Consider the following 26,044-nt stretch of genomic DNA (forward strand, 5'->3'; position numbering starts at 1 on the left):
AACGTGACGCGGCGCCGTGAGCGCAGGATCCACCACTCCGCGATCAGCAGGTTGACGATCTCACCTGGACGATCCGGCACGAGAAGAGTCTTGATCCTGCTCGTCCGTCCGGGGATGCCGCGTCCGTGACGGAGCCCGCCGACGCCGACCGACGTCGGGGTGACCCACCAGCACCCTGAGGAGTCGTCATGACCCGCACCGTCAGCGCCAACATCACCCTGTCCCTCGACGGCTTCGCCGCCGGCCCCGACAACGACATGTCGTGGCTCCTGGAGACCGCGCTCCACGAGCGGTGCGCCGCGGGCTTCGCCGGCTACTACCGCGGCGTCGACACCGTGCTGCTCGGCCGCACCAACTACGAGGGCTTCCACGGCTGGTGGCCCGCCGTCGCCGATGACCCGGCCGCCGACCCCCGCAGCCGCGACGTCTCACGGTGGTTCGACGCGGTGGAGAAGGTCGTGTTCTCCCGCACGCTCACCGACGCGACCTGGTCGAACGCCCGGGTGGCGCGCGATCCCGAGGCCACCGTGGAGGAGCTGCGGGAGGCGCCGGGCCGCACCATCTCGGTGTTCTCGAGCATCAGCGTCATCCGCACCCTGCTCGCCGCCGACCTGCTCGACGAACTGCGCATCACGCGGATCCCGACGGTGCTGGGCGCGGGCGTCCCGTTCTGGGACGGTGCGCTCCCCCGCTCCACCTGGACGACGGAGGAGATCCAGACGATCCCGACCGGCGCCGTCGTCAGCCTGCTGCACCGCGCCTGACCGCGACGACCACGGAGAGGAACCGCCATGAGCAAGATCGTGCTGTGCATGTGGATGTCCCTCGACGGCTTCATCGCCGGGCCCGAGGACGGTCCGGACCGGGGGCTGGGGATCGGGGGCGAGCGGCTGCACGACTTCCTCACCTTCACCGGCGAGGACCACCCGACGTCGGCCCGCAGCCACGACGAGGTCGGTGCCGCCGTCATGGCCGACCTGATGACGACCGGCGCGGTGCTCACCGGGCGGCGCACCTTCGACCTCGCCGGCGGCTGGGGCGGCGACCACCACGACGGCGTCCCGATCATCGTGCTGACGCGCTCGCCCGGCCCCGCCGCGGGGCTGGTCCACCCCGTCGCCGACGTCCGGGAGGCGGCCGCACTGGCGCGGCGCTCCGCGGGCGGCAAGGACGTCCTGCTGCACGGCGCCTCGGCGGCCCGCGCGTTCCTCGCGGCCGGCGAGCTCGACGAGATGGCGCTGCAGATCGTGCCCGTCCTGCTGGGGCAGGGGCGCCGCCTGTTCGACGACCTACCGCCCGACCAGGTCGAGCTCGAGCTGGTGCACGGCCTCGACGGGCCCGGCATGGTGCACCTGCGCTACCGCGTGCTGCGGGGTGAGCGGTGATGGCGATCCGGCTCTATCACTCGATCTCGCTCGACGGCTTCGTCGCCGGACCCGACGACGGTCCGGACGCCCCGATGGGCCGCGGCGGGTTCCGGCTGTTCGACTGGCTCGACCGCCGCCACGACCCGGGGCCCAGCGGCGAGGTGTTCGCCGAGGCCATGGCCACCCGCGCGGTGCTGGCCGGGCGCCGCACCTACGAGCTGGCCGGGCGCTGGGGCGGCGACCACCACGACGGCGTCCCGATCGTCGTCCTCACCCACGACGTCCCCGCCGAGCCCCCGCCCGGCAGCGTCTCCTACGCCACCGACGTCCGCGAGGCCGCCGCCCGGGCGCGGGCGGCGGCCGGGGACGGCGACGTCCTCGTGCACGGGACCGGCGCGGCCCGGGCCCTGCTGCGGGCCGGCGAGCTCGACGAGATGGAGCTGCACCTCGTCGCGGTCCTGCTCGGTCGGGGCCGGCGGCTGTTCGACCACCTCCCGCCCGACCACGTCGAGCTCGAGCTCGTGCGCCGGCTGAGCACGCCGGCCACCGAGGACCTGCACCGGCAGGTGACCCATCTCCGCTACCGGGTCCGTCGACCTGTCGATTCCCGCGTCGGTCCCGCGACGACATGATGAGGGCCCCGGCGAGGGGTCCCATGAGTCCGAGGAGACGACGATGGGCCAGTACCTGATCCTGATCTACACCGACGAGCCGTCCTGGGCCGCGATCGGTGAGGCGGAGGCCGGAGCCGTGATGGCCGCGCACGGGCGCTTCGGTGAGCAGCACGGTGCGGTGCTGCGGGGCGGCGGGTGGCTGCACCCGACCGCGACGGCCACGACCGTGCGGCGTCCGGACGGCCCCGCGCGCGACGACCTCACCGCGGGCGAGGACGCCCTGGTCACCGACGGCCCCTACGTCGAGACCAAGGAGGCCCTGGGCGGCTACTACGTCATCGAGGTGCCCGACCTCGACACCGCGCTCGCCGTGGCCCGGGACGTGCCCGAGCCCTTCGGCGGCGTCGAGGTCCGGCCGCTGCGGCCCACCTCGACGTAGCTCGATGACCGATCCCGTCGGCCGGGCCGTCGCCGACGCGCACCGTCGCGAGTGGGCCGCCGTGCTCGCCGCGACGGTGCGCGTGACGCGCGACCTCGACCAGGCCGAGGAGTGCGTCCAGGAGGCCTACGCGCAGGCCCTGACGGCGTGGCGGGACGGCGTCCCCGCGAGCCCGGGCGCGTGGCTGACGACCGCCGCGCGCCGCCGGGCCCTCGACGCCCACCGCCGCGCGGCGGTGGCGCAGCGGGCGCTCCCGCTGCTGGTGGTGGACGAGGTCGCCCCCGAACCGTGGGGCGGAGCGCAGCCCGACGACCTGCTGGCGCTGCTGTTCACCTGCTGCCACCCCGCCCTGACCGCCGAGGCGCGGGTCGCGCTCACCCTGCGCCTGCTCGGTGGACTCTCGACCCCGGAGATCGCGCGGGCCTTCCTCGTCGGCGAGGCCACCATGGCCGCCCGCCTCACCCGCGCCAAGAAGAAGATCGCGGCCGCCGGGGTGCCGTTCCGCGTCCCGACCCCGCGAGAGCTGCCGCGCCGGCTCGGCAGCGTGCTCGCCGTGGTGCACCTCGTGCTGACCACGGGCCACACCGCGCCGACGGGGGCCGTGCTCGTGCGCGACGACCTCGTCGACCGGGCCCTCGACCTGGCGCGCCTCCTGCGCTCGCGCTTCCCCGACGACCCCGGCGTCGCGGGCCTGCTCGCCCTGGTCCTCCTCACCGACGCCCGCCGGGCGGCGCGCACCGGTCGATCCGGCGAGCTCGTCCTGCTCGCCGACCAGGACCGCGCCCTCTGGGACGGCACGATGATCGCCGAGGGCCGCGCCCTGGTCCTCGAGGCGCTGACGGCCCGTCCGCTGAGCCGCTATGCCGTGCTCGCCGCGATCGCCGCCGTCCACGCCGACGCCCCGACGCTCGCCGACACCGACTGGCCCGAGATCGTCGGGCTCTACGACGTCCTCGCCGACCGCTGGCCCTCCCCCGTCGTCACCCTGAACCGGGCGGTCGCGGTCGGGTTCGCCGACGGGCCCGACGCCGGGCTCGCGGCGCTGGAGGGCCTGGGCGACGACCCCCGCCTCGCCGGCTACGGCTACCTGGCCGCGGCGCGCGGGGAGCTGCTGCGCCGCGCCGGCCGTCACGAGGAGGCCCGGACGGCGCTCGAGGAGGCCGCGCTGCTCACCGGTAACGACGTCGAGCGCGAGCTGCTCGCCGATCGCCTGACCGCGCTCGAGGGCTGACCGTCACTCCGTCACCGCGAAGCGCAGGTGCGCCCCGCCCTCGGGGAAGATCTCCCCCGCGATCTGGCGCAGGCCCAGCGGCCGACCGGCCAGCGGCGTCCCCGCGCCGAGGGCGATCGGGGCGACGAACAGGTCCAGCTCGTCGACCTGGCCGGCGTCGATCAGCGTGCGCATGAGGGCCAGCGAGCCCCACACCAGCACGATCCCGCCCGGCTCGCCGCGCAGGGCCCGGACGCGCTCGACGGCGTCGGGCACCACCTCCGCGGGTGGGTGCCCGCCCCACGGCGCCCCGGTCAGCGTGGTCGACGCGACGAGCTTGGGCACGGCGTTGACCAGCGGGGCGACCGGCACGTCGCGAGCGAGGTCGGTGGGCCAGAAGCGCACGAAGGACTCGTAGCTGCGCCGGCCGAGCAGGACGGTCTCGACCTCGGGGATCAGGGCCTCGTTGAGCTCCATGCTCCGGCGGTCCGACGCCGCGGGCACGCCGGCGAAGATGTCGCCCTCACCGGACGGGCCGGCGGCGAACCCGTCGACCGAGATCCACTGCTGGGCGACGACGCGACGGTTCACCGGGCTCCCTCCAGGACCCGGTGCAGCGTGTCCCGCAGCTGGTCGAGCCCGGGCTGCTCGACGGGGAGGTGGCCGGCGCCCTCCAGCATCACCAGCTCGGTGGGCGCGGCGATCCGCCGCAGGAACCGGACGCTGAGCTCGGGCGGGGTCCAGGTGTCCGCCGCCGGGTGGGCGAGCGTCACCGGGCAGACGGTGAAGTCCTCGGGTGCGACGGTGGGCCGCGAGGTCATCCACGTGCGCAGGAACCGCAGCGACACCCGCCCGCCGCCACCACGCGGGTCGCGGCACACCAGGGCGGTGAGCGCGGGGTCGGCGGACATCGCCGTCATGCGGGTGAGCCAGCGGACCGGCACCCGCACGCCGTCGGCGACCTGCGCGGCAGCGAGCAGCGCGGGGCCGTGCTCGCCGAGCACCGGCCACCGGGCCGCCGCGCGGCGGACACGCCGGTCGGACGGGTCGGCGAGGCAGGTGGCGACGACGTGGCGCACCGTGCGCCCGACGGCTGCCGCCGCCTCGTAGGCGAGCATCCCGCCCAGGCTCGCGCCGATCAGCACGACCGGCCGGGTCTGGGCGCGGACCAGGTCGGCGACGCAGGCGATCCAGTCCGACCAGGTCACCGGTCCGCCGACCCGGGTGTCGCCGTAGCCGGGCAGGTCGGGGGCGATCACCTCGGCGCCCCCGGCGGCGAGCCGGCCGTAGGGCGCGAGCATCGCCCCGTGGCCGCCGGCGCCGTGCAGGAGGATCGCCACCACCGGCGCGTCGGGGGCGGGTAGGCGGTGCAGCCGCACGTCGTGCGGGCCCCACCGCCACCACTCGCCGGTGGCCGGCGGTCCGGAGCGGAGCTGGGCCGGGTAGTGGGCCGCGTAGTCCACGGTGATCACCCTACGAACCGTCGCGTGGGCGCGGCGTGGGTGCGAGCATCGGACGATGACCAAGGCGGTCCAGGACATGATGGTCGCGGTCGAGCGCACCCGGGACGCGTTCGACGCGGCGGTCCGCGCCGGCGACCTCGACGCGGCGCTGGCGCTGGTCACCGACGACGTGGTGCTCACGCACCTGCCCACGGGGCTCGGCGCCCGCGGGGCCGAGGCGCTGCGCCGCCACCTCGCCGACGACGTGCTGCCGCACCGGCCCGCGGACCTCACCACCACCCGGGTCTCGCGCACCGGCGACCGGTGGCGGGTCGTCGACGAGGCACGGGTCGCGTTCACCCACGACCGCGAGCTGCCCTGGCTGCTGCCCGGTGTCGCGCCGACGGGCCGGGCGGTCGAGGTGCTGGCGATCACCGTGGTCGCCGTGCGCCGCGAGCGGATCACCGAGCACCGCACCCTCTGGGACCACCACGGCCTGCTCGACCAGCTCGGGCTCCTGCCCCTCGCGGCCGGCACCGGCTGAGCGGTCCCGCCAGGTGTTCCGCGGCCGGATCGGGGGCACAATCGCGTCGCGTCCCCACCGTCGCGGACCCCACCCGCTCGAACCCACCGCGGGCACGCCGACCAGGAGGACGTCCCATGAGCGAGAGCCAGCGACCCGCCCGGGCCGACCGCGTCCCCACCGAGGGCACCGTCGCCTCGGAGTCCGAGCACTCGGCGCTGCGGGCCGACATCCGCCGCCTCTCGACGCTGCTCGGGCGCACCGTGGCCGCGCAGCACGGCGACGACATGCTCGAGCTGGTCGAGAAGGTCCGCCGCCTGGTCCGCGAGGTCCCGGAACGGGGCGACACCGCGATCCGCGACGTGCTCGCCGAGCTCGACCCGGGCACGGCCGCGGTGCTCGGCCGCGCGTTCGCCACCTACTTCCACCTCGCCAACCTCGCCGAGCAGCTGCACCGCAGCCAGGAGCGCGCCGCGGTGCACGCCGAGGGCTCGGGGCCGCTGCACACCCTCGTCGACCGGCTCGCCAGCGACGCCGACCCCGACGAGCTCGCCACCGCGCTGTCGCGCCTCCAGCTCGAGCCGGTGTTCACCGCCCACCCGACCGAGGCCCAGCGCCAGTCGGTGCTGGGCAAGCTGCGCGCGATCGCCACCGTGCTCGCGGAGGACGTGGGAGAGGAGATCGCCGAGACCCGGCTGCACCGGCTCGTCGACCTCATCTGGCAGACCGACGAGATCCGCCCCGAGCGTCCGACCGTGCTCGACGAGGCCCGCTCGGTCGCCTACTACCTCGAGCAGCTCGGGCGCCGCACGGTCCCCGAGGTCCTCACCGCGCTCGACGAGGAGCTCGACCGCGTCGACCTGCGCCTGCCCGAGCACTCGCGGCCGCTGGTGCTCGGGTGCTGGGTCGGGGGCGACCGCGACGGCAACCCGAACGTCACCGCCGACCTGACGCTCGAGACGATGCGGATCTACGGCGAGCGGGGCGTGCGCATCCAGAGCGAGCTGCTCGAGGAGCTCGTGCAGGAGCTGTCGCTCTCGACGCGCCTGGTCGGTGTCAGCGAGGACCTGCGCCGCAGCCTCGCCCGCGACCGCCGGGCCCTGCCCGAGATCTACGACCGCTTCGTGCGGCTCAACGCCGAGGAGCCCTACCGGCTCAAGTGCTCCTACATCCACGCGCGCCTGGAGAACACCCGCCGGCGCTACGCCGAGGGCACGCCCCACCGGCCGGGCCGCGACTACCTCGGTGCCGACGAGTACCTGCGCGACCTCGAGGTCATGGACGTCTCGCTGCGCGGCCACCAGGGCGAACGGATCGCCGACGGCGGCCTGCGCGACGTCATGCGCAGCGCGAACGCCGTCGGGCTGCACCTCGCGAGCGTCGACGTCCGCGAGCACTCCAGCTACCACCACGCGGCGCTGGCGGCGCTGTTCGACCGGCTCGGCGAGCTCGACACGCCCTACGACGAGCTCGACCGGGACGCGCGCCGGGAGGTGCTGTCGCGCGAGCTCGCGGGGCGCCGGACCCTGAGCCCGCGGCGCGACCGGCCCTTCGGCGACTCGGTGACCGAGACCCTCGAGGTGTTCGACTGCATCCGCACCGTGCAGGAGACCTACGGGCAGGAGGCGCTGCACACCTACGTCATCTCGATGGCCCAGAACGTCGACGACATCCTCGCCGTCGCCGTGCTGGCGCGGGAGGCGGGGCTGGTGGAGCTCACCGCCGACGGCGCCGTGTCCTGCCTCGACATCGTGCCGCTGTTCGAGACCGCGACCGAGCTGCGGATCTCCGGCGACCTGCTCGACGGCATGCTCTCCGACCCGTCCTACCGGGCGCTGGTGGCCGCCCGGGGTGACGTGCAGGAGATGATGCTGGGCTACTCGGACTCCAACAAGGGCGCCGGGCTCACCACGTCGCAGTGGTCGATCCACCGCGCCCAGCGCCAGCTGCGCGACGTCGCCGCCAAGCACGGGGTGCGCCTGCGCCTCTTCCACGGCCGCGGCGGGTCGGTCGGGCGCGGCGGCGGGCCCGCGGGCGAGGCGATCGCCGCCCAGCCCCACGGCGTCGTCGACGCGGTGATGAAGGTGACCGAGCAGGGCGAGGTCATCTCCGACAAGTACTCGCTGCCCGCGCTGGCCCGCGACAACCTGGAGATCATGCTCTCGGCGGTGCTCGAGGCGACCCTGCTGCACCAGACCTCGCGGGTGGAGGCGGCGACGCTCAAGCGCTGGGACGAGGCGATGGACGTCATCTCCGACGCCGCCCAGCAGGCCTACGAACAGCTGATCTCCCACGAGTCGCTGCCGGACTTCTTCACCCAGGCCACGCCGGTCGACGAGCTCTCGATGCTCAACGTCGGCTCGCGGCCCGGCAAGCGTCCCGGCGCGGGCGGGCAGACCTCGCTGTCGGACCTGCGCGCGATCCCGTGGGTGTTCGGCTGGACGCAGACCCGGATGATCGTGCCCGGCTGGTTCGGCCTGGGCACCGGGCTGAAGGCCGCGCACGACGCGGGCTACTCCGAGGTCGTCGACGAGATGCGCGACTGGGCCTTCTTCGCGAACCTGATCTCCAACGTCGAGATGACGCTCGCGAAGACCGACATGCGCATCGCCGGGTTCTACGTCTCCGAGCTCGTCGACCCGGAGCTGCAGGAGGTCTTCGAGATCATCAAGGCCGAGCACCGGGTGACCGAGCGCGAGGTCCTCAAGCTCACCCCGGGCGGCACGCTGCTCGGCGGCAACCCGCTGTTGCGCCGCACGCTCGACATCCGCGAGGGCTACCTCGAGCCGCTGCACCACCTGCAGGTCCACACGCTCGCTGCGCGGCGCCAGGTCTCCGAGCCCGACCCCGACCTGCAGCGCGCCCTGCTGCTCACCGTCAACGGCATCTCGGCCGGGATGCGCAACACCGGTTAGGGGTCACCGGGACGCGCGGACGGGGGCCGCCCGGATCGGCCGGCCCCCGTCATCGCACTCGCCGGATCAGGAACGGCCGCCCGGCACGAGCAGGTTGAGCGTCCGGAGGCCGAAGCGGACGGTCGCGTCCGTCGCGCGCAGCGGGAAGAGCAGCGTGGACGTGACGAGGTTCCCCACCGTCACGCCGGAGCGCGGTGCCTCGGCGCGGTGCCGGTCCCCGTCGGTGTCCCGGTCCCCGTCGGTGTGCCGGGTCCCGGCGGACCGCACCGGCTCGGAGGCCCACCCTTGCTGACCCTGAGGTCCCGGCGCACCCTGCGGACCCGGGGCACCCTGCGGCCCGGGCGGGCCGGCGGGACCGGGCTGGCCCTGCGGCCCCGGGGGCCCCTGGGGGCCGGCCGGTCCGGGCTCACCCTGCGGGCCCTGCTCGCCGCGGGGCCCGGGCATGCCCTGCGGACCGGGTGCCCCGCGCTCACCCGTCAGGCCCTGCTCGCCCTGCTCGCCCTGCAGGCCTTGCTCGCCGCGCAGGCCTTGCTCGCCGCGCAGGCCCTGCTCGCCGCGCAGGCCCTGCTCGCCCTGGCGTCCCTGCGCACCCTGGAGGCCCTGCTCGCCCTGCGCGCCCTGCTGGCCGGGGAAGCCGTGGACCCCCTGCTCGCCCTGGGGACCCTGCTCACCGGGAGCACCCTGGTCACCGCGGGGACCCTTCAGCCCCTGCTCGCCATGCTCACCCCGCTCACCCTTGCGGCCCTGCTCGCCCTGCTCACCCTCCAGGCCCTGCTCGCCCTGCTCGCCGTGCAGGCCCTGCTCGCCCTGCTCGCCGTGCAGGGCCCTGCTCGCCGTGCTCGCCGTGCTCCCCCTGGTCGCCACGAGGACCCTTGTCGCCGGTCGGTCCCTTCTCCCCGGCGGGCCCTTGCGGCCCCGGCCGCCCCTGCGGGCGATCGTCGCGAGCGGTGCGCGCCGTCCGCTGGGTGGTGGAGCCGTCGGACGCCGACGCGTCGGTGCGCTTGTCGCGCGCCGGCCGGTCGGTGCGCTTCTCGCGCTGCGTGGTGGCCGAGCGGTTTTCTGTCTGTGCCAAGAGATCTCCTCGTGCGGACCGTGGCCGTCGCGACCGCGTCCGATCGTTGGGGGCCGATGCGCCGGCTGTTCGCTCGCCGGCGCCAGGTGTCGGACCGGGCATCGGCGGGGCCGCCGCGCCACGGCGACCACTGACGTGGGCGGTCCGCCGCGCGAGATGTCAGCGCGGGACCGCGATCGACGTCGGGCGGTCCAGCTGTTAGAGACCGCCCCTCCCCGACGACGGTAGGCCTCGCGGGCGCTCGCGGACACCGATCCGCCCATGACGAGTCCCACGGGCAGCGCCATTTACCGATCAGGGGTGCGAGCCGTTCGCCGGTTCCCGCCGACGTCGAGCGAGGGGCCGCTGCGGAGCTCGACCTCCAGCTCGCCCGTGCCGAGTTCCTCGAGGAGCGCCCCGCGGACGCCCGCAACGGCGAACACCCCGCGTCGCAGACGGGCCACCCGTGCTCCCGCTGCGGCAGACGGCACCACCGGACGGGCGACACACGAGCGGGCGGACCACCCGCCGCGGGATCGGTTCAGCTCGGCGCGGACCGGCGTGTGCCGCTCGTCGGGAGGACGCCCGGACGGCTTCACTGGAGGCGTCGGCCCGACCCGGGTGCTGCGTCCGCGGCGCCGGAGGACCGGCGGGAGGAGAACCGGTGACCTACGACGCGGTCAGTGCCTACACGGTGCTGTTCGGGGACGGCGAGTCCCCGACCACCGTCACCGTGCACGGCTCGGCCGAGGACGCCTGGGGCGCTCTCGACGTCCTCGTCCGCGGGCGCTCGCGCCGCTGGCGCGCGCGGGCGACGGCGGTGGACGAGCACCGGGTCACCGAGCTCGCCGAGCGCTGGCGCCTCGCCGACCCGGAGCGCCGCTACTGGCAGGTCGCCCCGCACCGCCTGCGCGTGACCGTGCCGGCGATCGCCGGCCACCGCCAGCCGCGCCCCGCCTAGGAGGAGCTCGGCTTCAGGACGCGGGCCCGCTCGACCTCGTCGGCGTCCATCGGGCGGAACTCGACGCGCAGCCGCCCCAGGCGCCGCGTCTCCCAGCGGTCGATCGCGGGCAGGAAGCCCGCCCGCTCGCAGCCCTTGAGGCTCGCGATGTTCTCGACCCCGACGAACGTGAGGACGTGGCGGGCCCCGAGGTCCGCCGCCTTCTCCGCGATCATCGACATCCCGGCGCTCATGATCCGCTTGCCCTGGTGGCGCGTCGGCGTGAAGGCCCCCTCGAGCAGCGCCTCGTCGGCGCCGAGCTCGGGGAAGATGCCGTGGAAGAACTCGCGGACCTCGTCGTTCTCGCGCGGCCCGAACAGCCACTGCACGTAGCAGGGGTCGTCGTCGGGGTCGACGGCGACGTACGGCGAGCCGATCCCTCGCTCGAGGAGCCGCACCCGCGTGTGGCGCTCCCAGCGCTCCGCCTCGTCGACCTCGGCGTGCTCGTCGAGGATGCGGGGGACGTCGGCGTCGGTGAGCGGGCGGACCGCGATCGGGATCTTCGCGACCGGCGTCTCGTGGGGCAGCGTCAGGTCGCGCTTGAGCCCGTAGGCGTGGTGGGACGACGACACCCGCTGACCCAGCCGCTTCGCGGTGTCCTTGTACGTGCCCGACTCGACCGTGTAGCGCGCGGCCCGGGCGTAGCGCGCCACCGTGGCACCGAGACCCTGGACGTCCACTGTTCTCCCCTTCCGGGTGAATGCGGGGGCGCACCCTACCCGATCGGCGGGCGTGCCCACCCGACACGGGTCCGCGCCCCGGGCAGGCTCGTGACCAGCGCAGACGCCGGGCACCAGGCCCGGCTCCCGGTCAAGGAGGTGGACGGTGGACACCACGTCGACGACGGTGCGCCGCCACCTCCGCGAGGTGCGCGCGGCGCTGCGGGTCGTGCTCGGCGTGCTCGCCACGCTCGTGCTCGCCGCGCTGCACGCCGGACGGGTCCGTACCCCGGAGCTCACGACCCAGGTCGCCGACGCGCGCTCGCTCGTCGTCCTGGTGCACGGTTTCGGGGCCGGCCCCGACTGCTGGGACACCGTGGCCGACGCGCTGGGCGGACCGGGCGTCGCCGTGGTCACCCACCGCTACACGTGGACCACCGGCGTGCCGGAGCTCGGCGCGCGCCTGGCCGACGAGGTCCGCGATCTCGCCCGCCGCAGCGGCGCCCGCTCGGTGACCCTCGTCGGGCACAGCCTCGGCGGGGTGGTCGTCGCGGCGAGCCTGGCCGGCGGGCGCCTCGCCGGCGTCGTCACCCGTGTCGTCACCGTCGCCGCCCCGCTGCGCGGCACCCGGTGGGCACACCTGTTCCCGGTCGGCGCGGTCCGCGACCTGCGCGCCGGCTCCCCCGTCCTGCGCTCGCTCGCCGACGTCCCCGTCACGGCCGGCACGCCCTGGACCGCGCTGGCCTCCCGCGCCGACGTCGTCGTCGCCACGGACGCCGCGGCGCTCGAGGGCACCGAGGCGGTCGTCGTCGACGGCGTCGGGCACTGCGGCCTGCTGAGCGACACCGGCGTCGTCGCCCGCATCGCCGGCCTCGCGCGCCCCGCCCGCCCCGTCCGTCCCGCCCGCCGTGATGCAGCGAACGCGCTGTTCGCTGCTTCTATGCGCGCGAAGTCCCCGTTGATCATGCAGACGACGGCCGTGCGCCCCGCCCTCACGCTCGTCGCGTAGATCAGGGGCACCGGGTGCACCTCGGCACGCGCCCCCAGGTGCACCCGGTGCCCCTGATCTTCGCGAGCACGGCCGTCGCAGGTGCCGAGCGGACCGTCACCCCGGAGCGAACGGGGACTTTCGACGCGTAGAAGCAGCGAACAGCGCGTTCGCTGCGGACCCCGCGGCTCAGGCCAGCGCGCGGTCCGTCGGGTTGATCGGGCGCGGGAGGACGTCGCGACCGGTGAGGAACCGGTCGACGCCGGCGGCGGCCGAGCGGCCCTCGGCGATCGCCCAGACGATCAGCGACTGCCCGCGCCCGGCATCGCCGGCGGCGAAGACGCCCGGCACCGAGCTCTGGTAGTCGTCGCCGCGCTGCACGTTGCCGCGGTCGTCGTACTCGACGCCGAGGCTGTCGAGCAGCCCTTCCTTCTGCGGGCCGAGGAAGCCCATCGCGAGGAAGACGAAGTCGGCCGGGATCTCGCGCTCGCTGCCCTCGACCGGCACGAACTTCCCGTCGACGCGCTCGACGTCCACCAGGCGCAGCGCGCGCAGGTGGCCGTGCTCGTCGCCGAGGAACTCGTCGGTGTTGACCGAGAACAGCCGCTCGCCGCCCTCCTCGTGCGCCGAGGAGATCCGGAAGATCATCGGGTAGGTCGGCCAGGGGTTGGTGCCCGGGCGCTCCGACGGCGGGATCGGCATGATCTCGAGCTGGGTCACCGACCTCGCGCCCTGCCGGTGGGCGGTCCCGACGCAGTCGGCGCCGGTGTCGCCGCCGCCGATCACCACGACGTCCTTGCCCTCGACGTCGATGAACGAGCGCTCGTAGTCACCCTGCTGCACCTTGTTCGACGGCGGCAGGTACTCCATCGCCTGGTAGATCCCCGCGAGCTCGCGGCCGGTGATCGGCAGGTCGCGCCAGGCCGTGGCGCCGACGGCGAGGACGACGGCGTCGTGGTCGGCGCGCAGCTTCTCGATCGAGAGGTCGGTGTCGGCCGGGCCGCCGACCTCGACGCCCGCGAAGAACCGGGTCCCCTCGGCCACCATCTGCTCGAGACGGCGGTCGAGGCGCTTCTTCTCCATCTTGAACTCGGGGATGCCGTAGCGCAGGAGCCCGCCGATGCGGTCGGCCCGCTCGTAGACGGTGACGTCGTGCCCGGCGCGCGTGAGCTGCTGGGCGGCGGCGAGCCCCGCGGGCCCGGAGCCGACGACGGCGACCGACTTCCCGGTCTTCGACTCGGGGAGCTCCGGGCGCACGAAGCCCTCGTCCCAGGCGCGGTCGATGATCTCGATCTCGACCTGCTTGATCGTCACCGGGTCGGAGTTGATCCCGAGCACGCAGGCGGACTCGCACGGCGCCGGGCACAGCGTCCCCGTGAACTCCGGGAAGTTGTTGGTCGCGTGCAGGCGCTCGATCGCCTCGGCCCAGTCGTCGCGCCAAACCAGGTCGTTCCACTCGGGGATCATGTTCCCGAGCGGGCAGCCCTGGTGGCAGAACGGGATGCCGCAGTCCATGCAGCGCCCGGCCTGCTTGCGCAGCGTGGCCGGGTTGAACTCCTCGTAGACCTCGTGCCAGTCGCGGATGCGGATGTCGACGGGCCGGCGCCGCGGGAGCTCCCGGCCGGTGGTCATGAAACCCCGTGGGTCAGCCACGAGCAGCCTCCATGATCGCTTCGTTCACGTCGCGGCCGTTGCGCTCCGCGTCGGCGGTCGCCTGCAGCACCCGCTTGAAGTCGGTGGGCATCACCTTGGTGAACCGCGGCAGGGCGGCCTCCCAGTCGGTGAGCAGGTCGTGCGCCACCGCCGAGTCGGTGGCGGCGTAGTGGCGCTCGACGAAGGAGCGCAGCTCCTCGACGTCGTCGGGGCCGACGACCTCGAGCTCGACCATCTGGTGGTTGACCCGGCTCTCCTGCAGGTCGAGCACGTAGGCCACGCCGCCGGACATGCCCGCCGCGAAGTTGCGCCCGGTGGGACCGAGGATGACCGCACGGCCGCCGGTCATGTACTCGCAGCCGTGGTCGCCGACGCCCTCGACGACGGCCAGCGCGCCGGAGTTGCGCACGCAGAAGCGCTCGCCGACCTTGCCGCGCAGGAACACCTCGCCGGCGGTGGCGCCGTAGAGGATGACGTTGCCGGCCACGATGTTCTGCTCGGCGACGAACGGGGCCTGCGGGTGCGGGCGCACCGAGAGCCGCCCGCCGGACAGGCCCTTGCCGAAGTAGTCGTTGGTGTCGCCGATGAGCCGCATGGTCACGCCGTGCGGCAGGAAGGCGCCGAACGACTGGCCGCCGGACCCGGTGAACGTGATGTCGATCGTGTCGTCGGGCAGGCCCTTGCCGCCCCAGCGGCGGGTGACCTCGGAGCCCAGCATCGTGCCGACGGTGCGGTTGACGTTGCGCACGGGCAGCTCGAGGCGCACCGGGGTGCCGTCGGCGATCGCGCCCTCGGCGAGCTGGATCAGCGTGTGGTCCAGCGCCTTCTCCAGGCCGTGGTCCTGCGCCTTCGTCTGGTGCAGGGCCTGGCCGGCGAAGTTCTCCGGCGGGTCCGGCCGGTGCAGCACCGGCGAGAGGTCGAGGCCCTCGGCCTTCCAGTGGGACTCCGCGGCGCGGGTGTCGAGGACCTCGGTGTGCCCGATGGCCTCCTCGATCGACCGGAAGCCCAGCGCCGCGAGGTGCTCGCGTACCTCCTGGGCGACGAACTCCATGAACGCGACGACGTACTCGGCCTTGCCGTCGAACTTCTGGCGCAGCACGGGGTTCTGGGTCGCGACGCCGACCGGACACGTGTCGAGGTGGCAGACGCGCATCATGATGCAGCCGCTGACGACCAGCGGGGCGGTCGCGAAGCCGAACTCCTCGGCGCCCAGCAGGGCGGCGATGACGACGTCGCGGCCGGTCTTGAGCTGCCCGTCGGTCTGCACGACGATCCGGTCGCGCAGGCCGTTGGCCAGCAGCGTCTGCTGGGTCTCGGCGAGGCCGAGCTCCCAGGGCCCGCCTGCGTGCTTGATCGAGCTCAGCGGCGAGGCACCGGTGCCGCCGTCGTGCCCGGAGATCAGGACGACGTCGGCGTGCGCCTTCGCCACGCCCGCCGCGACCGTGCCCACCCCGACCTGCGACACGAGCTTGACGTGCACGCGCGCCCGCGGGTTGGCGTTCTTGAGGTCGTGGATGAGCTGGGCGATGTCCTCGATCGAGTAGATGTCGTGGTGCGGCGGCGGCGAGATCAGCCCGACGCCCGGCGTGGAGTACCGGGTCTTCGCGATCCACGGGTAGACCTTGTGGCCGGGCAGCTGCCCGCCCTCGCCGGGCTTGGCGCCCTGCGCGATCTTGATCTGGATGTCGTCGGAGTTGACCAGGTACTCGCTGGTCACCCCGAAGCGCCCGGACGCGACCTGCTTGACCGCCGAGCGCCGCGAGTCGCCGCCGGCGTCGCGGGTGAAGCGGTCGGGGTCCTCGCCGCCCTCGCCGGTGTTCGAGCGCCCGCCGAGGCGGTTCATGGCGATCGCCAGCACCTCGTGCATCTCCTGGGAGATCGACCCGTAGGAGATGGCGCCGGTGTTGAACCGCTTGACGATCTCGGCGACCGGCTCGACCTCGTCGATCGGGACCGGCGTGCGCTCGCCGTCGCGGAACCCGAACAGGCCGCGCAGCGTCAGCAGCGACGAGCTCTGCTCGTCGACGGCCCGCGTGTACTCCTTGAACGTGTCGTAGTTCTGGGTGCGGGTGGAGTGCTGCAGCTTGAACACCGTGTGCGGGTTGAAGACGTGCAGCTCGCCCTCGCGGCGCCACTGGTACTCGCCGCCGACCGCGAGCTCGCGGTGGTCGGGCTTGACGCCGTCCGCGGGCCAGGCCTGGCGGTGGCGCAGGGCGACCTCCTCGGCGAGGACGTCGTAGCCGACGCCGCCGAGCCGCGAGGTGGTGCCGGCGAAGCACTCGTCGACGACCTCGGTGCCCAGGCCGATGGCCTCGAACACCTGGGCGCCCATGTAGGACGCGACCGTCGAGATGCCCATCTTGCTCATGACCTTGCGGACGCCCTTGGCCAGCGCCTCGACCACGTTGCGGGTGGCGGTGCCGGAGGTGACGCCGGTGATGACGCCGCGGTCGATGAGGTCGTCGACCGTGTCGAGCGCGAGGTACGGGTTCACCGCGCTCGCGCCGTAGCCCAGCAGCAGCGCGACGTGGTGGGTCTCGCGGACGTCGCCGGCCTCGACGACCAGGTCGACGCGGGTGCGGGTCTTCTCGCGCACGAGGTGGTGGTGCACCGCGCCCGTGAGCAGGAGCGACGGGATCGGCGCGTGCTCGGCGTCGGAGTCGCGGTCGGACAGGATGATGATCCTCGCGCCGCCGGCGACCGCCGTCGAGACCTCGTCGCGGATCTCGGCCAGCCGGCTGCGCAGCGCCTCGCCGCCGCCGGCGTGGTGGTAGAGCCCCGAGACGACGTACGGCGCGAAGCCGGGCATGTCGCCGTCGTCGTTGATCCCGACGAGCTGGGCGAGCTCGTCGTCGTCGAGCACCGGCAGCGGGAGCACGACGCGCCGGGCCGAGGCCGGCGAGGCGTCGAGCAGGTTGGTCTCCGAGCCCAGGTGCACCTGCAGCGAGGTGACGAGCTCCTCGCGGTAGGCGTCCAGCGGCGGGTTGGTGACCTGCGCGAACAGCTGCACGAAGTAGTCGAACAGCACGCGGCTGCGCGACGAGAACGGCGCGAGCGGCGCGTCGTTGCCCATCGAGCCGGTGGCCTCGGCGCCGGTGGTCGCCATCGGCCGCAGCAGCAGCGAGACCTCCTCGCCGGTGTAGCCGAAGGACTGCTGGCGGCGCACGAGCGTCTCGTGCTTGAACGGGATCCGCTCGCGCACCGGCAGGTCGGCGAGCTCGACCATCCCGGCGTGCAGCCACTCGTCGTAGGGGTGCTCGGCGGCCAGCTCGCCCTTGATCTCGTCGTCGTCGACGATGCGCCGACCGACGGTGTCGACCAGGAACATGCGGCCGGGCTCGAGGCGGCCCTTGCGGACGATCGTGGTGGGGTCGATGTCGAGCACGCCGACCTCGGAGCCGAGCACGACCAGGCCGTCCTCGGTGACCCAGTAGCGCGCGGGGCGCAGGCCGTTGCGGTCGAGCACCGCGCCGATCACCGAGCCGTCGGTGAACGCCGCGAGCGCCGGGCCGTCCCAGGCCTCCATCAGCGTGGAGTGGTACCGGTAGAAGGCCCGGCGGGCCGGGTCCATCTCGGTGTGGTTCTCCCACGCCTCCGGGATCATCATCAGCACCGCGTGCGGCAGCGTGCGCCCGCCGAGGTGCAGCAGCTCGAGCACCTCGTCGAACGTCGCCGAGTCGCTGGCGTCGGGCGTGACGATCGGGAACAGCCGGTCGAGCTCGGCCTCGCCGAACGCGCCGGTGGCGAGCATCGACTCGCGCGCGGCCATCCAGTTGCGGTTGCCGCGCAGCGTGTTGATCTCGCCGTTGTGCGCGAGGTAGCGGTACGGGTGCGCGAGGCTCCACGCCGGGAACGTGTTGGTGGAGAAGCGGCTGTGCACCAGCGCGATCGAGCTGGTGGTGCGCTCGTCGGCGAGGTCGGCGAAGAACGGCTCGACCTGCTCCTCGGCGAGCATGCCCTTGTAGACGACGGTGCGCCCGGACAGGCTCGGGAAGTAGGTCTCGACGCCCGCGGCGCGGGTCTCGTGCTCGATCCGCTTGCGCGCCGCGAAGGCGCGGCGCTCGAGGGTCATGACGATGCCGGCGTCGTCGTCCCCCGCGTTCGGCGTGTCGACGACCTCGGTGACCCCGGCCGGCAGGCCCAGGAAGAGCTGGCGGAAACGCGGCATGACCGCGCGGGCGGTGTGGCCGATGCCGGCACCGTCGGGGTCGACGGGCAGCTCGCGCCAGGCCAGGACCTCCAGGCCCTCCTCGGCGGCGACGCGCGCGACGATGTCCTCGACCTCGGCCGGGTCGGTGTCCGCGGGCAGGAAGCCGTTGCCGACCGCGTACCGGCCGGCCTCGGGCAGCTCGACCCCGGCCTCGGCCAGGACCGGCCGGTAGAGCCCGTCCGGGACCTGCAGGAGGATGCCGGCGCCGTCGCCGGTGGAGGGCTCGGCCCCGCGGGCGCCGCGGTGCTCGAGGTTCAGCAGCGCGGTCAGGCCGCGGCTGACGGTGCGGTGATCACGACGCCCGGCGATGTCGGCGACGAACGCGACGCCGCAGGCGTCGTGCTCGTAGGCCGGGTCGTAGAGGCCTTCGCCCTTCCGGCGGTTCTCCACGTGCGCCTCCGATCGTGACTTCCGTGCAGGTGGTGGTGCCGGGGTCCGGCGTGGTGGTCGTGGGTCCCCGGGAGCGCTCGGCGTCGCGGCGCTCGCCGGGGGGACAGGCCCCGGCGCACCGGTCGGGTGTCCGTGGTGGACGACCGGAGGGGCAATCTGACGTTAACCTCCGCGGCCGTCGCAGCGCACCGTGCTGACGCCTCCGAAAGAGTGCTGATCGCCATAGGGCGACAGCCCCTGTCGGGGGCGTCCGCGGTCGGCAGGTGTCCCTCGCCGTTGAGGGGGTAACCGCGTCAGTGTCTCGAACGTCTGTTCGATGGCCCGGAGGTATCGCCGTACGGATCGCGGCCGGGGAGCCCGGCCGCGGCGACGTCGCCCGACGAGCGAGGAGTGCTCATGACCGATCCCGACACGCCGAACAGTCTGACCGACGACACACGGTCGGGCCAAGAGGCCGCTACCGCAGGGTACGGGGACACGACCGGCGCGGCGCCCGATCCGCACGCCGTCAAGACCCCCGGTGACGACTCACCCGCGGCCAAGGACAACAGCGCCTGGGTCACGGGCGACGAGCCGATGACCGGGCCCCAGGCCAGCTACCTCGAGACCCTCGCCCACCAGGCCGGGGAGGCTCCGCCGTCCGGCCTCACGAAGGCGCAGGCGTCCGACGAGATCGAGCGCCTGCAGGGCGCCGTGACACCGGGCGGGGGCGGCGGCGACGGAGACTCCGGCGACGGTCCGGACCTCTCGCGCCAGGAGCGTCCGACCACCGAATGGGTGACGGGCGACGAGCCGATGACGGGTCCGCAGGCGAGCTACCTCGAGACCCTGGCGCAGCAGGCCGGCGAGGAGCCGCCGACCGGGCTCACCAAGTCGCAGGCCTCGCGGGCGATCGACGACCTCCGCCAGAAGGCCTCTTCTTGAGGCAGCTCTGGCCGGCGGCCGACGGGGCCGAGCTCGACCGCGACGACCTCCTCGCGCTGTACGCCTCCCCCGACCCCTCGTGGGTGCGCGTCAACTTCGTCGCCAGCGTGGACGGGGCCGTCGCGGTCGGCGGGCTCTCGACCGGCCTGCACGCCCCCGGGGACAAGGAGCTGTTCGGCGTGCTGCGCGAGCTCGCCGACGTCGTCCTCGTCGGGGCGGGCACGGCGCGCGCCGAGCGCTACCGGGGGGCGCGCACCACCCCGGAGCGCGAGGATCGGCGGCGCGCGCGGGGCCGGGCGCCCGTGCCGCCGATCGCCGTCGTCAGCACCCGCGGCGACCTCGACCCCGGGTCGGGGCTGTTCACCGACACGTCGGTGCCGCCGCTGGTCCTCGTCGCCGCGGCGCACGCGCAGGACGCCGCCGCCCGGCTCGGGGGGCGCGCCGAGGTGGTCGGAGCCAGCGGGGACGACCCGTCGGCCACCGACCCCGGCGCGGTGCTGGCCGCGCTCGCCGCGCGCGGCCTGACCCGGGTGCTCTGCGAGGGCGGGCCGGCGCTGTTCGGCTCGCTGCTCGCCGCCGGGCGCGTCGACGAGCTGTGCCTGAGCCTCGCGCCCCAGCTGGCGGGCGGGGGCATCGACCGGATCGTCGCCGGCCCCGCCCTCGACGGCCCGCGCCCGCTGCGCCTGGCCGGCGTGCTCGCGCACGAGGACGGGCTGCTCCTGCGGTACCGCACGAGTGATCCCGGTCATTCTGTTGGTTCTTTCGGGTGACACCGCATGACGAATCGGCGGGGCCCGTGTCCCACGGGTACCGGGTCGGCAACCGGCACCAGCGGTGCCGTCCCAGCACCCAGCACCACCCAGCGACGCGCACAGGGAGCGCCACACCATGACGCAGAGCCCCAGCACCGCCACCGGCTCCGAGGCCGCAGCCGTGTCGAGCGGACGGACCGCGGGTGCCACCCCGGCCCGCCTCGCCGACGACACGGGGCAGGGCAAGACCACCATCGCCTCGGGCGTGGTCCAGAAGATCGCCGGCATCGCCGCCCGTGACGTCTCGGGCGTGTACTCGATGGGCGGCGGCGTCTCGCGCGCCTTCGGCGCCATCCGCGAGCGCATCCCCGGCGGCAGCGGCACCTCGCAGGCCGCCGGCGTCCAGGTCGAGGTCGGCGAGAAGCAGGCCGCGATCGACCTCGACATCGTCGTCGAGTACGGCGCCGGGATCGTCGAGCTCGCCCGCGCCGTGCGCCGCAACGTCATCGCCGCGGTCGAGCAGATGACCGGCCTCGAGGTCATCGAGGTCAACATCGCCGTCAACGACATCCACATGCCGGGCGACGACGACGACAACGGCGAGGCGGCGCCGAGCCAGCCCTCGACCCGCGTCGAGTGAGCACGCCCCACCCCGCTGCGGGGACCCGGCCGCCCGGGGCCGCCGTGGCCCCGGGGGCGCCGGAGGCCCCGGGTCTCGGCCCGCTGCCCGAACGGATCGCCGAGGCGCTGCTCGCCCACCCCGCGGTGGCGGCCCTGTCGGGCGGCCCGTTCGGCACGGTCGCGACCTACCTGCCGGGTCGCCGTCTGCCGGGCGTCGTGCTCGGTGACGGCGGGGAGCCCGACCGGATCGCCGTGGTGCTGCACTTCGGCGCCCCGGTGACCGCGACGGCCGCCGAGCTGCGGCGGATCGTGGCGGGCGCGTCGGGCAACCGGCGCGTCGACGTCACCGTCACCGACCTGGAGCTCCCGGCGCCGGTGACGCATGACCGGTGAGGCACGGGCGGCGCTGCGCGCGTTCGTCCGGGCCCACCACCCCGACGTCGGCGGCGACCCGGTCGCCTTCCGCGAGGGCCTGGCGGCCCACCGGGCCGCGGCCTGGTCGGAGGCGCCGCGCCCGTCCCGCGCCGGGGCGTGGATCGCGGCGGACGACCCGCGGCTCGACGCCCCGGTCGTCGCCGTCCCCGGCGGCGGTCTCGCCCGGCTCGGACGGTTCGGGCGTCGCCTGGCCCGCCGGTACGACCCCCGCCGCGGCACCGCCCGCGTGATCTAGAACGTCCGGCCCCGCCGACCCGTGCGGGGCCTGCACACCGTGGAGGTAGTGGTCATGAGCGCCACCCGTGCCGGCATGTTCGTCGGCCTCATCCTGGGCGTGGCGGCCGCCGCCGGCGGACTCCAGGGCTTCTTCATCGCCCTGGTCCTCGGCGTGCTGGGCTTCGTCGTCGGGCGCGTGCTCGACGGCGAGCTCGACGTCAACCAGTTCGTCGGGCGCGGCCGCGACAAATGAGCTCCCCGACCGACGCCACCGCGCCGACGGGCGTGCCCGCCGTGGACCCCGTCGGCGTCCCCGCACCCGACCCCGCACCCGACCCCGGTGCCGACGAGGCCGCCGAGCGGGGCCGCCTGGACGTGGCGCTCTCCGTGGTCCGCAAGATCGCGGAGTACGCCGCGGACCACACGGCGGGCACCGTCCGCTCCCAGCGCCGCCTGGCCGGGCTCGACCTCGGCGAGTCCGGGACCAGCGCCAAGGTCTCGGGCTACGGCGAGCAGGTCGACCTGCGCCTCGAGGTCCCGCTGGCCTACCCGGCACGGATCGCCGACAGCGCCGCCGCCGTGCGCGACGCCGTCCGCGAGCGCGTGCAGGAGCTCACGCCCTACCGCGTGCGCACGCTCGACATCGGCGTCTCCGCGCTGACCGACCCCGCGCTCCGGGCCGCCACGTCCCGGACCCCCGCCTCCCGGACGGAGTGAGAAGTGCGCCTCCTGCTGCGCGTGCTCGCGCCGCTGCTCGCCCTCCTGCTGGCCGTCGCCGGCCTCGCCCTGGTGGTCGAGACGGTGACGGCCTGGGTCGCGCCCGCCTCGAGCCCGCTGGTCGTGCCGTGGCCGGCGTGGCGCTCGGCGATCGAGGGCCTGACCTGGCAGTCCGGCTCGGTGCGCGCCGTCGCGATCGTCGTCGGCGTGGTCGGGCTGTTCGTGCTGATCCTGGGCCTGGTCGCGCGGCGCCACGACGTGTTCCTGGCCGACCCGGTCCCCGAGGTCACCGTCACCACCTCGCCCCGGTCGCTGGCCCGCGCCGTGGGCCACGAGGTCCGCTCGCACGACGACGTCGTGTCGGCCTCGGTCGTCGCCTCGTCCTCGAAGATCACCGTCAAGGCGGCCACCCTCGACCCCGCCGAGGAGGTCCGCGCCGCCATCCGCGACCGGGTGACCGAGATGCTCGTCCGGCTGCCGCTGGCGCGCCGCCCCCGCATCGCGGTGTCCGTCACCACCACCAAGGGGGTCAAGTGAGCCGCCGCTCCCGCGCCGCCGTCGCCCGCTCCGCCGGGGGCGACCGCACGCTCACCACGCTCCTCGGTCTCGTCCTCGTCGCCGCGTCGGTGCTCGCGCTCCTCGTCGGCTACGGGGTGTTCGGGGCCAACCGCGCCGCGCGCCCGGTGATCGACCCGATCGCCGTGGCCTGGGTGTCCACCCACGTCACCGCGACCCGGTGGATCCTCATCGGCGTCGGGCTCCTGCTCTTCCTCATCGGGATCTGGTGGACGCTGCGGTCCCTGCGGCCCGAGCCGCGCCCCGACGTCTCGCTCTCCGAGCTGCCGGGCGAGCGGCTGACCGTCGAGCACGCCGCGATCTGCGACGCCGTACGCCACGACGCCGAGACGATCGACGGGGTGAGCCGGGCCCGCGTCCGGCTCGTCGGGACCGCGCAGAAGCCGGCGCTGCGGATCGCGCTGACCCTGGTCGAGGGCACCGACGTCCGCGACGTCTGGGCCGACCTCGACGGCCGGGTCCTCGCCCGCGCCCGCGAGGCGTTCGCGGTGTCCGCCCTGCCCACGGCCGTGCGCCTCGAGCTCGACGCCAGCTCGGCGCCGACGCCGGCGCGGGTGGAGTGATCTGACTACCGCGCCGTCAGCACCTCGGCCAGGTCGAAGCGCACCGGGCGGTCGAGCTGGGAGAACGTGCACGACGCCGGGTCGCGGTCCGGGCGCCAGCGCTTGAACTGCGCGGTGTGCCGGAAGCGCACGCCCTCCATGTGGTCGTACTTGACCTCGACGACGCGCTCCGGGCGCAGCGGCACGAACGACAGGTCCTTCTGCGCGTTCCAGCGGCTGTGCTCGGCCTCGCGCGGCGTGCGGGTGCCCTCCTCCTGCGCGGCCCAGGCCCAGGGGTGGCCCTCGAAGGACGTGACCAGCGGCTGGAGCTCGGCGAACAGCTCCTTGCGGCGGGCCATCGGGAAGGCGCCGATCACGCCGATGCTCTGCAGGGAGCCGTCCTCGGTGTGGAGCCCGAGCAGCAGCGAGCCCACGGCGTCGGAGCCGGACTTGTGCACCCGGTACCCCGCGACCACGCAGTCGGCCGTGCGCTCGTGCTTGATCTTGCTCATGACCCGCTTGTCGGGCTGGTAGGTCAGGTCGGCCTTCTTGGCGATCAGCCCGTCGAGCCCGGCGCCCTCGAAGCGGTCGAACCAGTCCCGCGCGGTGTCGAGGTCCTCGGTCATCGGGGTCAGGTGGACGTCGGGGCGCTCGAGGCCGCCGACGACCTCGGCCAGGCGGGCACGGCGCTCGGTGAAGGGCAGCGCGGTGAGGTCGTCGTCGCCGAGGGCCAGCAGGTCGAACGCGACGAAGTGGGCCGGGGTCTCCACCGCCAGCTTCCTCACCCGCGACGCGGCCGGGTGCACGCGCTGCAGGAGCGCCTCGAAGTCGAGCCCGGTGCCCTCGCCGTCCACGACGACGATCTCCCCGTCGATCACGCAGCGCGGCGGCAGCGCGTCGGTGAACGCCGCGACGAGCTCCGGGAAGTAGCGGGTCATCGGCTTCTCGTTGCGGCTGCCGATCTCGACCTCGTCGCCGTCGCGGAAGACGACCGAGCGGAAGCCGTCCCACTTGGGCTCGTAGTGCTGCCCGGCGGGGATCTCCGGGACGGCCTTGGCCAGCATCGGGGCGACGGGCGGCATCACGGGCAGGTCCACGGTGAGCATCCTGCCGCCCCCTCACGGTGACGCCACCCGTGGCGGTCAGACTCCGGGGTGGACCCACCCGAACGATCTCCCTGTAGGAGCGCTGCGTGCCCCGACCCGTCCGAGCGGCCCTGGTGCTCGTCCTGGGCGCCGTCCTGCTGGGCGCGTGCGCGGTGGGGCCCTCGCAGCGACCGCCGGTGGCCACCGTGGTCGACGAGCCGCCGACGGCGGAGCCCGCGCCCGAGGGCGCCGCGCCGGGTCCGGCGCCCTCGCTGCTCCCCCCGCTCGTGCCGGCACCGGGGGCGGGGGCGGGGTTCACCGACTGCACCGCCCAGGTGCGGGGCACGGTCGCCCCCGCCGACCTGGGCGGGCGCGACCTGCGCTTCGGCTGCCAGAGCGTCGCGGTCGGCGGGGGCGGGTCGTCGCGGGCCGAGGTCGGCGTGCTGCAGGTCAGCGTCGGGCCGCTGCCGCCCGGCGGCCCGATCCCGATCGCCGTCGTGGGCGAGGCCGGCGGCCCGACCGGCAGCGACCGCGCCATCCGGCTCGCCGCCACCGCGCCCGAGGCGCTGCTCGCGGGCACCGCGCTCTACGGCGTCGACCTGCGCGGCACCGGCAACTCCGAGCCGGTCGACTGCATCACGCCCTCCGTGCGCGAGGCGCTGGTCGACGCCGACCCGGTCGCGGCCGATCCGGTGGCGCTCACCGGGCTGCGCGACGCCGCGGCCGCCGCGGCGCGTACGTGCACCCAGGTGCTCGAGACCGCCCTCACCGACTTCCGCACCGCCGTGGACGCCGAGGACCTCGAGGAGGTCCGCGCGACGCTCGGGGTCGAGCGGATGCACGTGGTGGGGGTCGGCGAGGGCGCCGGGGTCGTCGCAACGTGGGTCCGGCGCCACCCGTCGGCGGTGGGCCGCACGGTGCTCGACGGCGCCCCGGACGCGACGACCTCGTTCGCGCAGCGCGCCCGGGAGCGCGCGACCGCGGCCCGGGCGGCGCTCGACGCCTTCGCGGCCGACTGCACCGCCCGTCCCGACTGCCCGCTGGGCCCCGACCCGGCCGGCGCGGTGACCGGCATCCTCACCAACCTGCACGCGGCACCCCTCGCGGGGCCCCGGGGCCGGGCCGTCACCGACGGCACCGCCACCCGCGCGCTCGTCACCGGGCTCGGCGAGCCCGCCCGCTGGCCCGCGCTCGCCGCCGCGATCGCCGGCGCCGGCCAGGGCGACCCGCAGGGCGTCCTCGACCTGCTGGAACCGGCCGAGGCCGACGGCGGCGGGTTCGACGCGAGCATCCTGCTGACCTGCAACGACACCCTCGAGCGGCCGACGCCCGACCAGGTCGCCCGGGACGCGGCCCAGGCCCGGGCCGCCGATCCGGTGTTCGGGGCGTACTTCGCGCACGACGCGCTGCTGTGCAGCTCGTGGCCCGTGCCGACCGACCCGCCCCCGCCCGGCCCCGCCACGGGCCCGCCGTCGCTGGTGCTCGGCACGCGCGGCGACCCGTTCACCCCGCTCCCGGGCAGCGAGCGGCTCGCGGGCCAGCTGGGCACCGCGAGCCTCGTGACCTGGCTCGGCGCGGGCCACGGCGCCTACCCCGGCACCCCGTGCATCCGCACCGCGGTCGCCGGTTACCTGCGCGACGGGACGCTGCCCCAGCAGGGCACGGTGTGCCCGCCGTGATCTTCGTCCGACCCACCCGGGAAGCCGCGCACGGCG

At 74.9% G+C, this 26,044-nt stretch carries 26 protein-coding genes; 19 read left to right on the plus strand and 7 right to left on the minus strand.

Annotation, left to right across the window (positions count from 1 at the left end):
• Positions 1-188: 188 nt before the first annotated feature.
• Genes ACFPK1_RS13800 through ACFPK1_RS13820 form a run of 5 tightly spaced genes read left to right on the plus strand, consistent with a single transcriptional unit; the run spans position 189 to position 3,651 of the window.
• Positions 189-764: a dihydrofolate reductase family protein gene (locus tag ACFPK1_RS13800; RefSeq protein WP_378021507.1), complete on the plus strand. Its 576-nt coding sequence runs from the start codon at positions 189-191 to the stop codon at positions 762-764.
• 27 nt (positions 765-791) lie between these two features.
• Positions 792-1,385, plus strand: a complete 594-nt coding sequence (locus ACFPK1_RS13805) for a dihydrofolate reductase family protein (RefSeq protein ID WP_378021508.1) — start codon at positions 792-794, stop codon at positions 1,383-1,385.
• Positions 1,385-1,999: a dihydrofolate reductase family protein gene (locus tag ACFPK1_RS13810; RefSeq protein ID WP_378021509.1), complete on the plus strand. Its 615-nt coding sequence runs from the start codon at positions 1,385-1,387 to the stop codon at positions 1,997-1,999. Before ACFPK1_RS13805 ends, ACFPK1_RS13810 begins: the two co-directional genes overlap by 1 nt.
• Before the next feature lie 43 nt (positions 2,000-2,042).
• On the plus strand, positions 2,043-2,420 hold the full coding sequence (locus ACFPK1_RS13815) for a YciI family protein (RefSeq protein WP_378021510.1): 378 nt from the start codon (positions 2,043-2,045) through the stop codon (positions 2,418-2,420).
• Positions 2,421-2,424: 4 nt separating this feature from the next.
• Positions 2,425-3,651, plus strand: a complete 1,227-nt coding sequence (locus tag ACFPK1_RS13820) for an RNA polymerase sigma factor (protein ID WP_378021511.1) — start codon at positions 2,425-2,427, stop codon at positions 3,649-3,651.
• A 3-nt stretch (positions 3,652-3,654) separates the two neighbouring features.
• Here ACFPK1_RS13820 and ACFPK1_RS13825 read toward each other — a convergent pair whose 3' ends face one another.
• Entirely contained in the window at positions 3,655-4,221 is a 567-nt protein-coding gene (locus tag ACFPK1_RS13825; protein ID WP_378021512.1) for a dihydrofolate reductase family protein, read from the minus strand.
• A complete protein-coding gene (locus ACFPK1_RS13830) occupies positions 4,218-5,093 on the minus strand; it encodes an alpha/beta hydrolase (protein WP_378021513.1) in 876 nt (291 codons plus the stop codon). The genes ACFPK1_RS13825 and ACFPK1_RS13830 overlap by 4 nt, the downstream gene beginning before the upstream one ends.
• A 55-nt stretch (positions 5,094-5,148) precedes the next feature.
• Between ACFPK1_RS13830 and ACFPK1_RS13835 the strand changes: the two genes are divergently transcribed.
• A complete protein-coding gene (locus ACFPK1_RS13835) occupies positions 5,149-5,616 on the plus strand; it encodes an ester cyclase (RefSeq protein WP_378021514.1) in 468 nt (155 codons plus the stop codon).
• Positions 5,617-5,732: 116 nt separating this feature from the next.
• Positions 5,733-8,510 (plus strand): phosphoenolpyruvate carboxylase, encoded by a 2,778-nt coding sequence (gene ppc, locus ACFPK1_RS13840; RefSeq protein WP_378021515.1) that lies wholly within the window; start codon positions 5,733-5,735, stop codon positions 8,508-8,510.
• A gap of 66 nt (positions 8,511-8,576) precedes the next feature.
• On the opposite strand, the gene ACFPK1_RS13845 is transcribed toward ppc, so the two are convergent.
• Positions 8,577-9,374 carry a collagen-like domain-containing protein gene (locus ACFPK1_RS13845; protein WP_378021516.1) on the minus strand — a complete coding sequence of 266 codons (798 nt, stop codon included), beginning with the start codon at positions 9,372-9,374 and terminating at the stop codon, positions 8,577-8,579.
• 851 nt (positions 9,375-10,225) lie between these two features.
• On the opposite strand from ACFPK1_RS13845, the gene ACFPK1_RS13850 reads away from it, so the two are divergent.
• Complete coding sequence (locus ACFPK1_RS13850) at positions 10,226-10,522, plus strand: hypothetical protein (RefSeq protein ID WP_378021517.1); 297 nt, start codon at positions 10,226-10,228, stop codon at positions 10,520-10,522.
• Here the strand turns inward: ACFPK1_RS13850 and ACFPK1_RS13855 are convergent.
• On the minus strand, positions 10,519-11,241 hold the full coding sequence (locus ACFPK1_RS13855) for a GNAT family N-acetyltransferase (RefSeq protein WP_378021518.1): 723 nt from the start codon (positions 11,239-11,241) through the stop codon (positions 10,519-10,521). The genes ACFPK1_RS13850 and ACFPK1_RS13855 overlap by 4 nt on opposite strands.
• A gap of 145 nt (positions 11,242-11,386) precedes the next feature.
• Between ACFPK1_RS13855 and ACFPK1_RS13860 the strand changes: the two genes are divergently transcribed.
• Complete coding sequence (locus ACFPK1_RS13860; RefSeq protein WP_378021519.1) at positions 11,387-12,229, plus strand: esterase/lipase family protein; 843 nt, start codon at positions 11,387-11,389, stop codon at positions 12,227-12,229.
• A gap of 168 nt (positions 12,230-12,397) precedes the next feature.
• Here the strand turns inward: ACFPK1_RS13860 and ACFPK1_RS13865 are convergent, their stop codons facing one another.
• Positions 12,398-13,861: a glutamate synthase subunit beta gene (locus ACFPK1_RS13865; RefSeq protein WP_378021520.1), complete on the minus strand. Its 1,464-nt coding sequence runs from the start codon at positions 13,859-13,861 to the stop codon at positions 12,398-12,400.
• On the minus strand, positions 13,854-18,461 hold the full coding sequence (gltB, locus tag ACFPK1_RS13870) for a glutamate synthase large subunit (RefSeq protein ID WP_378021521.1): 4,608 nt from the start codon (positions 18,459-18,461) through the stop codon (positions 13,854-13,856). The genes ACFPK1_RS13865 and gltB overlap by 8 nt, the downstream gene beginning before the upstream one ends.
• 396 nt (positions 18,462-18,857) lie before the next feature.
• Between gltB and ACFPK1_RS13875 the strand changes: the two genes are divergently transcribed.
• The 9 genes from ACFPK1_RS13875 to amaP all read left to right on the plus strand — a co-directional run bounded on the left by ACFPK1_RS13875 (position 18,858) and on the right by amaP (position 23,265).
• Complete coding sequence (locus tag ACFPK1_RS13875; protein ID WP_378021522.1) at positions 18,858-19,385, plus strand: DUF3072 domain-containing protein; 528 nt, start codon at positions 18,858-18,860, stop codon at positions 19,383-19,385.
• Positions 19,382-20,155, plus strand: a complete 774-nt coding sequence (locus ACFPK1_RS13880; protein ID WP_378021523.1) for a pyrimidine reductase family protein — start codon at positions 19,382-19,384, stop codon at positions 20,153-20,155. The genes ACFPK1_RS13875 and ACFPK1_RS13880 overlap by 4 nt, the downstream gene beginning before the upstream one ends.
• 118 nt (positions 20,156-20,273) lie before the next feature.
• Positions 20,274-20,777, plus strand: a complete 504-nt coding sequence (locus ACFPK1_RS13885) for an Asp23/Gls24 family envelope stress response protein (protein WP_378021524.1) — start codon at positions 20,274-20,276, stop codon at positions 20,775-20,777.
• On the plus strand, positions 20,774-21,151 hold the full coding sequence (locus ACFPK1_RS13890; protein WP_378021525.1) for a hypothetical protein: 378 nt from the start codon (positions 20,774-20,776) through the stop codon (positions 21,149-21,151). The genes ACFPK1_RS13885 and ACFPK1_RS13890 overlap by 4 nt, the downstream gene beginning before the upstream one ends.
• Complete coding sequence (locus ACFPK1_RS13895) at positions 21,141-21,428, plus strand: hypothetical protein (RefSeq protein ID WP_378021526.1); 288 nt, start codon at positions 21,141-21,143, stop codon at positions 21,426-21,428. The genes ACFPK1_RS13890 and ACFPK1_RS13895 overlap by 11 nt, the downstream gene beginning before the upstream one ends.
• Before the next feature lie 54 nt (positions 21,429-21,482).
• Entirely contained in the window at positions 21,483-21,662 is a 180-nt protein-coding gene (locus ACFPK1_RS13900) for a hypothetical protein (protein ID WP_133825242.1), read from the plus strand.
• Positions 21,659-22,126, plus strand: coding sequence for an Asp23/Gls24 family envelope stress response protein (locus ACFPK1_RS13905; protein WP_378021527.1), 468 nt, complete (start codon positions 21,659-21,661; stop codon positions 22,124-22,126). The genes ACFPK1_RS13900 and ACFPK1_RS13905 overlap by 4 nt, the downstream gene beginning before the upstream one ends.
• Before the next feature lie 3 nt (positions 22,127-22,129).
• Entirely contained in the window at positions 22,130-22,663 is a 534-nt protein-coding gene (locus ACFPK1_RS13910; RefSeq protein WP_378021528.1) for a DUF6286 domain-containing protein, read from the plus strand.
• Positions 22,660-23,265 (plus strand): alkaline shock response membrane anchor protein AmaP, encoded by a 606-nt coding sequence (amaP, locus tag ACFPK1_RS13915; protein ID WP_378021529.1) that lies wholly within the window; start codon positions 22,660-22,662, stop codon positions 23,263-23,265. The genes ACFPK1_RS13910 and amaP overlap by 4 nt, the downstream gene beginning before the upstream one ends.
• Before the next feature lie 5 nt (positions 23,266-23,270).
• Here the strand turns inward: amaP and ACFPK1_RS13920 are convergent, their stop codons facing one another.
• Positions 23,271-24,341: an ATP-dependent DNA ligase gene (locus ACFPK1_RS13920; protein ID WP_378021530.1), complete on the minus strand. Its 1,071-nt coding sequence runs from the start codon at positions 24,339-24,341 to the stop codon at positions 23,271-23,273.
• Positions 24,342-24,436: 95 nt separating this feature from the next.
• Between ACFPK1_RS13920 and ACFPK1_RS13925 the strand changes: the two genes are divergently transcribed.
• Positions 24,437-26,008: an alpha/beta hydrolase gene (locus ACFPK1_RS13925; protein WP_378021531.1), complete on the plus strand. Its 1,572-nt coding sequence runs from the start codon at positions 24,437-24,439 to the stop codon at positions 26,006-26,008.
• Positions 26,009-26,044 lie beyond the last annotated feature (36 nt).

Source organism: Actinomycetospora rhizophila (assembly GCF_042657905.1).
Taxonomy (GTDB): domain Bacteria; phylum Actinomycetota; class Actinomycetes; order Mycobacteriales; family Pseudonocardiaceae; genus Actinomycetospora; species Actinomycetospora rhizophila.

Coding starts and splice junctions, on each gene's coding strand:
- ACFPK1_RS13810 (WP_378021509.1), top strand. CDS start 1,385: ATGGCGATCCGGCTCTATCACTCGATCTCGCTCGACGGCTTCGTCGCC.
- ACFPK1_RS13905 (WP_378021527.1), top strand. CDS start 21,659: ATGAGCTCCCCGACCGACGCCACCGCGCCGACGGGCGTGCCCGCCGTG.
- ACFPK1_RS13875 (WP_378021522.1), top strand. CDS start 18,858: ATGACCGATCCCGACACGCCGAACAGTCTGACCGACGACACACGGTCG.
- ACFPK1_RS13805 (WP_378021508.1), top strand. CDS start 792: ATGAGCAAGATCGTGCTGTGCATGTGGATGTCCCTCGACGGCTTCATC.
- ACFPK1_RS13820 (WP_378021511.1), top strand. CDS start 2,425: ATGACCGATCCCGTCGGCCGGGCCGTCGCCGACGCGCACCGTCGCGAG.
- ACFPK1_RS13885 (WP_378021524.1), top strand. CDS start 20,274: ATGACGCAGAGCCCCAGCACCGCCACCGGCTCCGAGGCCGCAGCCGTG.
- ACFPK1_RS13895 (WP_378021526.1), top strand. CDS start 21,141: ATGACCGGTGAGGCACGGGCGGCGCTGCGCGCGTTCGTCCGGGCCCAC.
- ppc (WP_378021515.1), top strand. CDS start 5,733: ATGAGCGAGAGCCAGCGACCCGCCCGGGCCGACCGCGTCCCCACCGAG.
- ACFPK1_RS13835 (WP_378021514.1), top strand. CDS start 5,149: ATGACCAAGGCGGTCCAGGACATGATGGTCGCGGTCGAGCGCACCCGG.
- ACFPK1_RS13800 (WP_378021507.1), top strand. CDS start 189: ATGACCCGCACCGTCAGCGCCAACATCACCCTGTCCCTCGACGGCTTC.
- ACFPK1_RS13900 (WP_133825242.1), top strand. CDS start 21,483: ATGAGCGCCACCCGTGCCGGCATGTTCGTCGGCCTCATCCTGGGCGTG.
- ACFPK1_RS13815 (WP_378021510.1), top strand. CDS start 2,043: ATGGGCCAGTACCTGATCCTGATCTACACCGACGAGCCGTCCTGGGCC.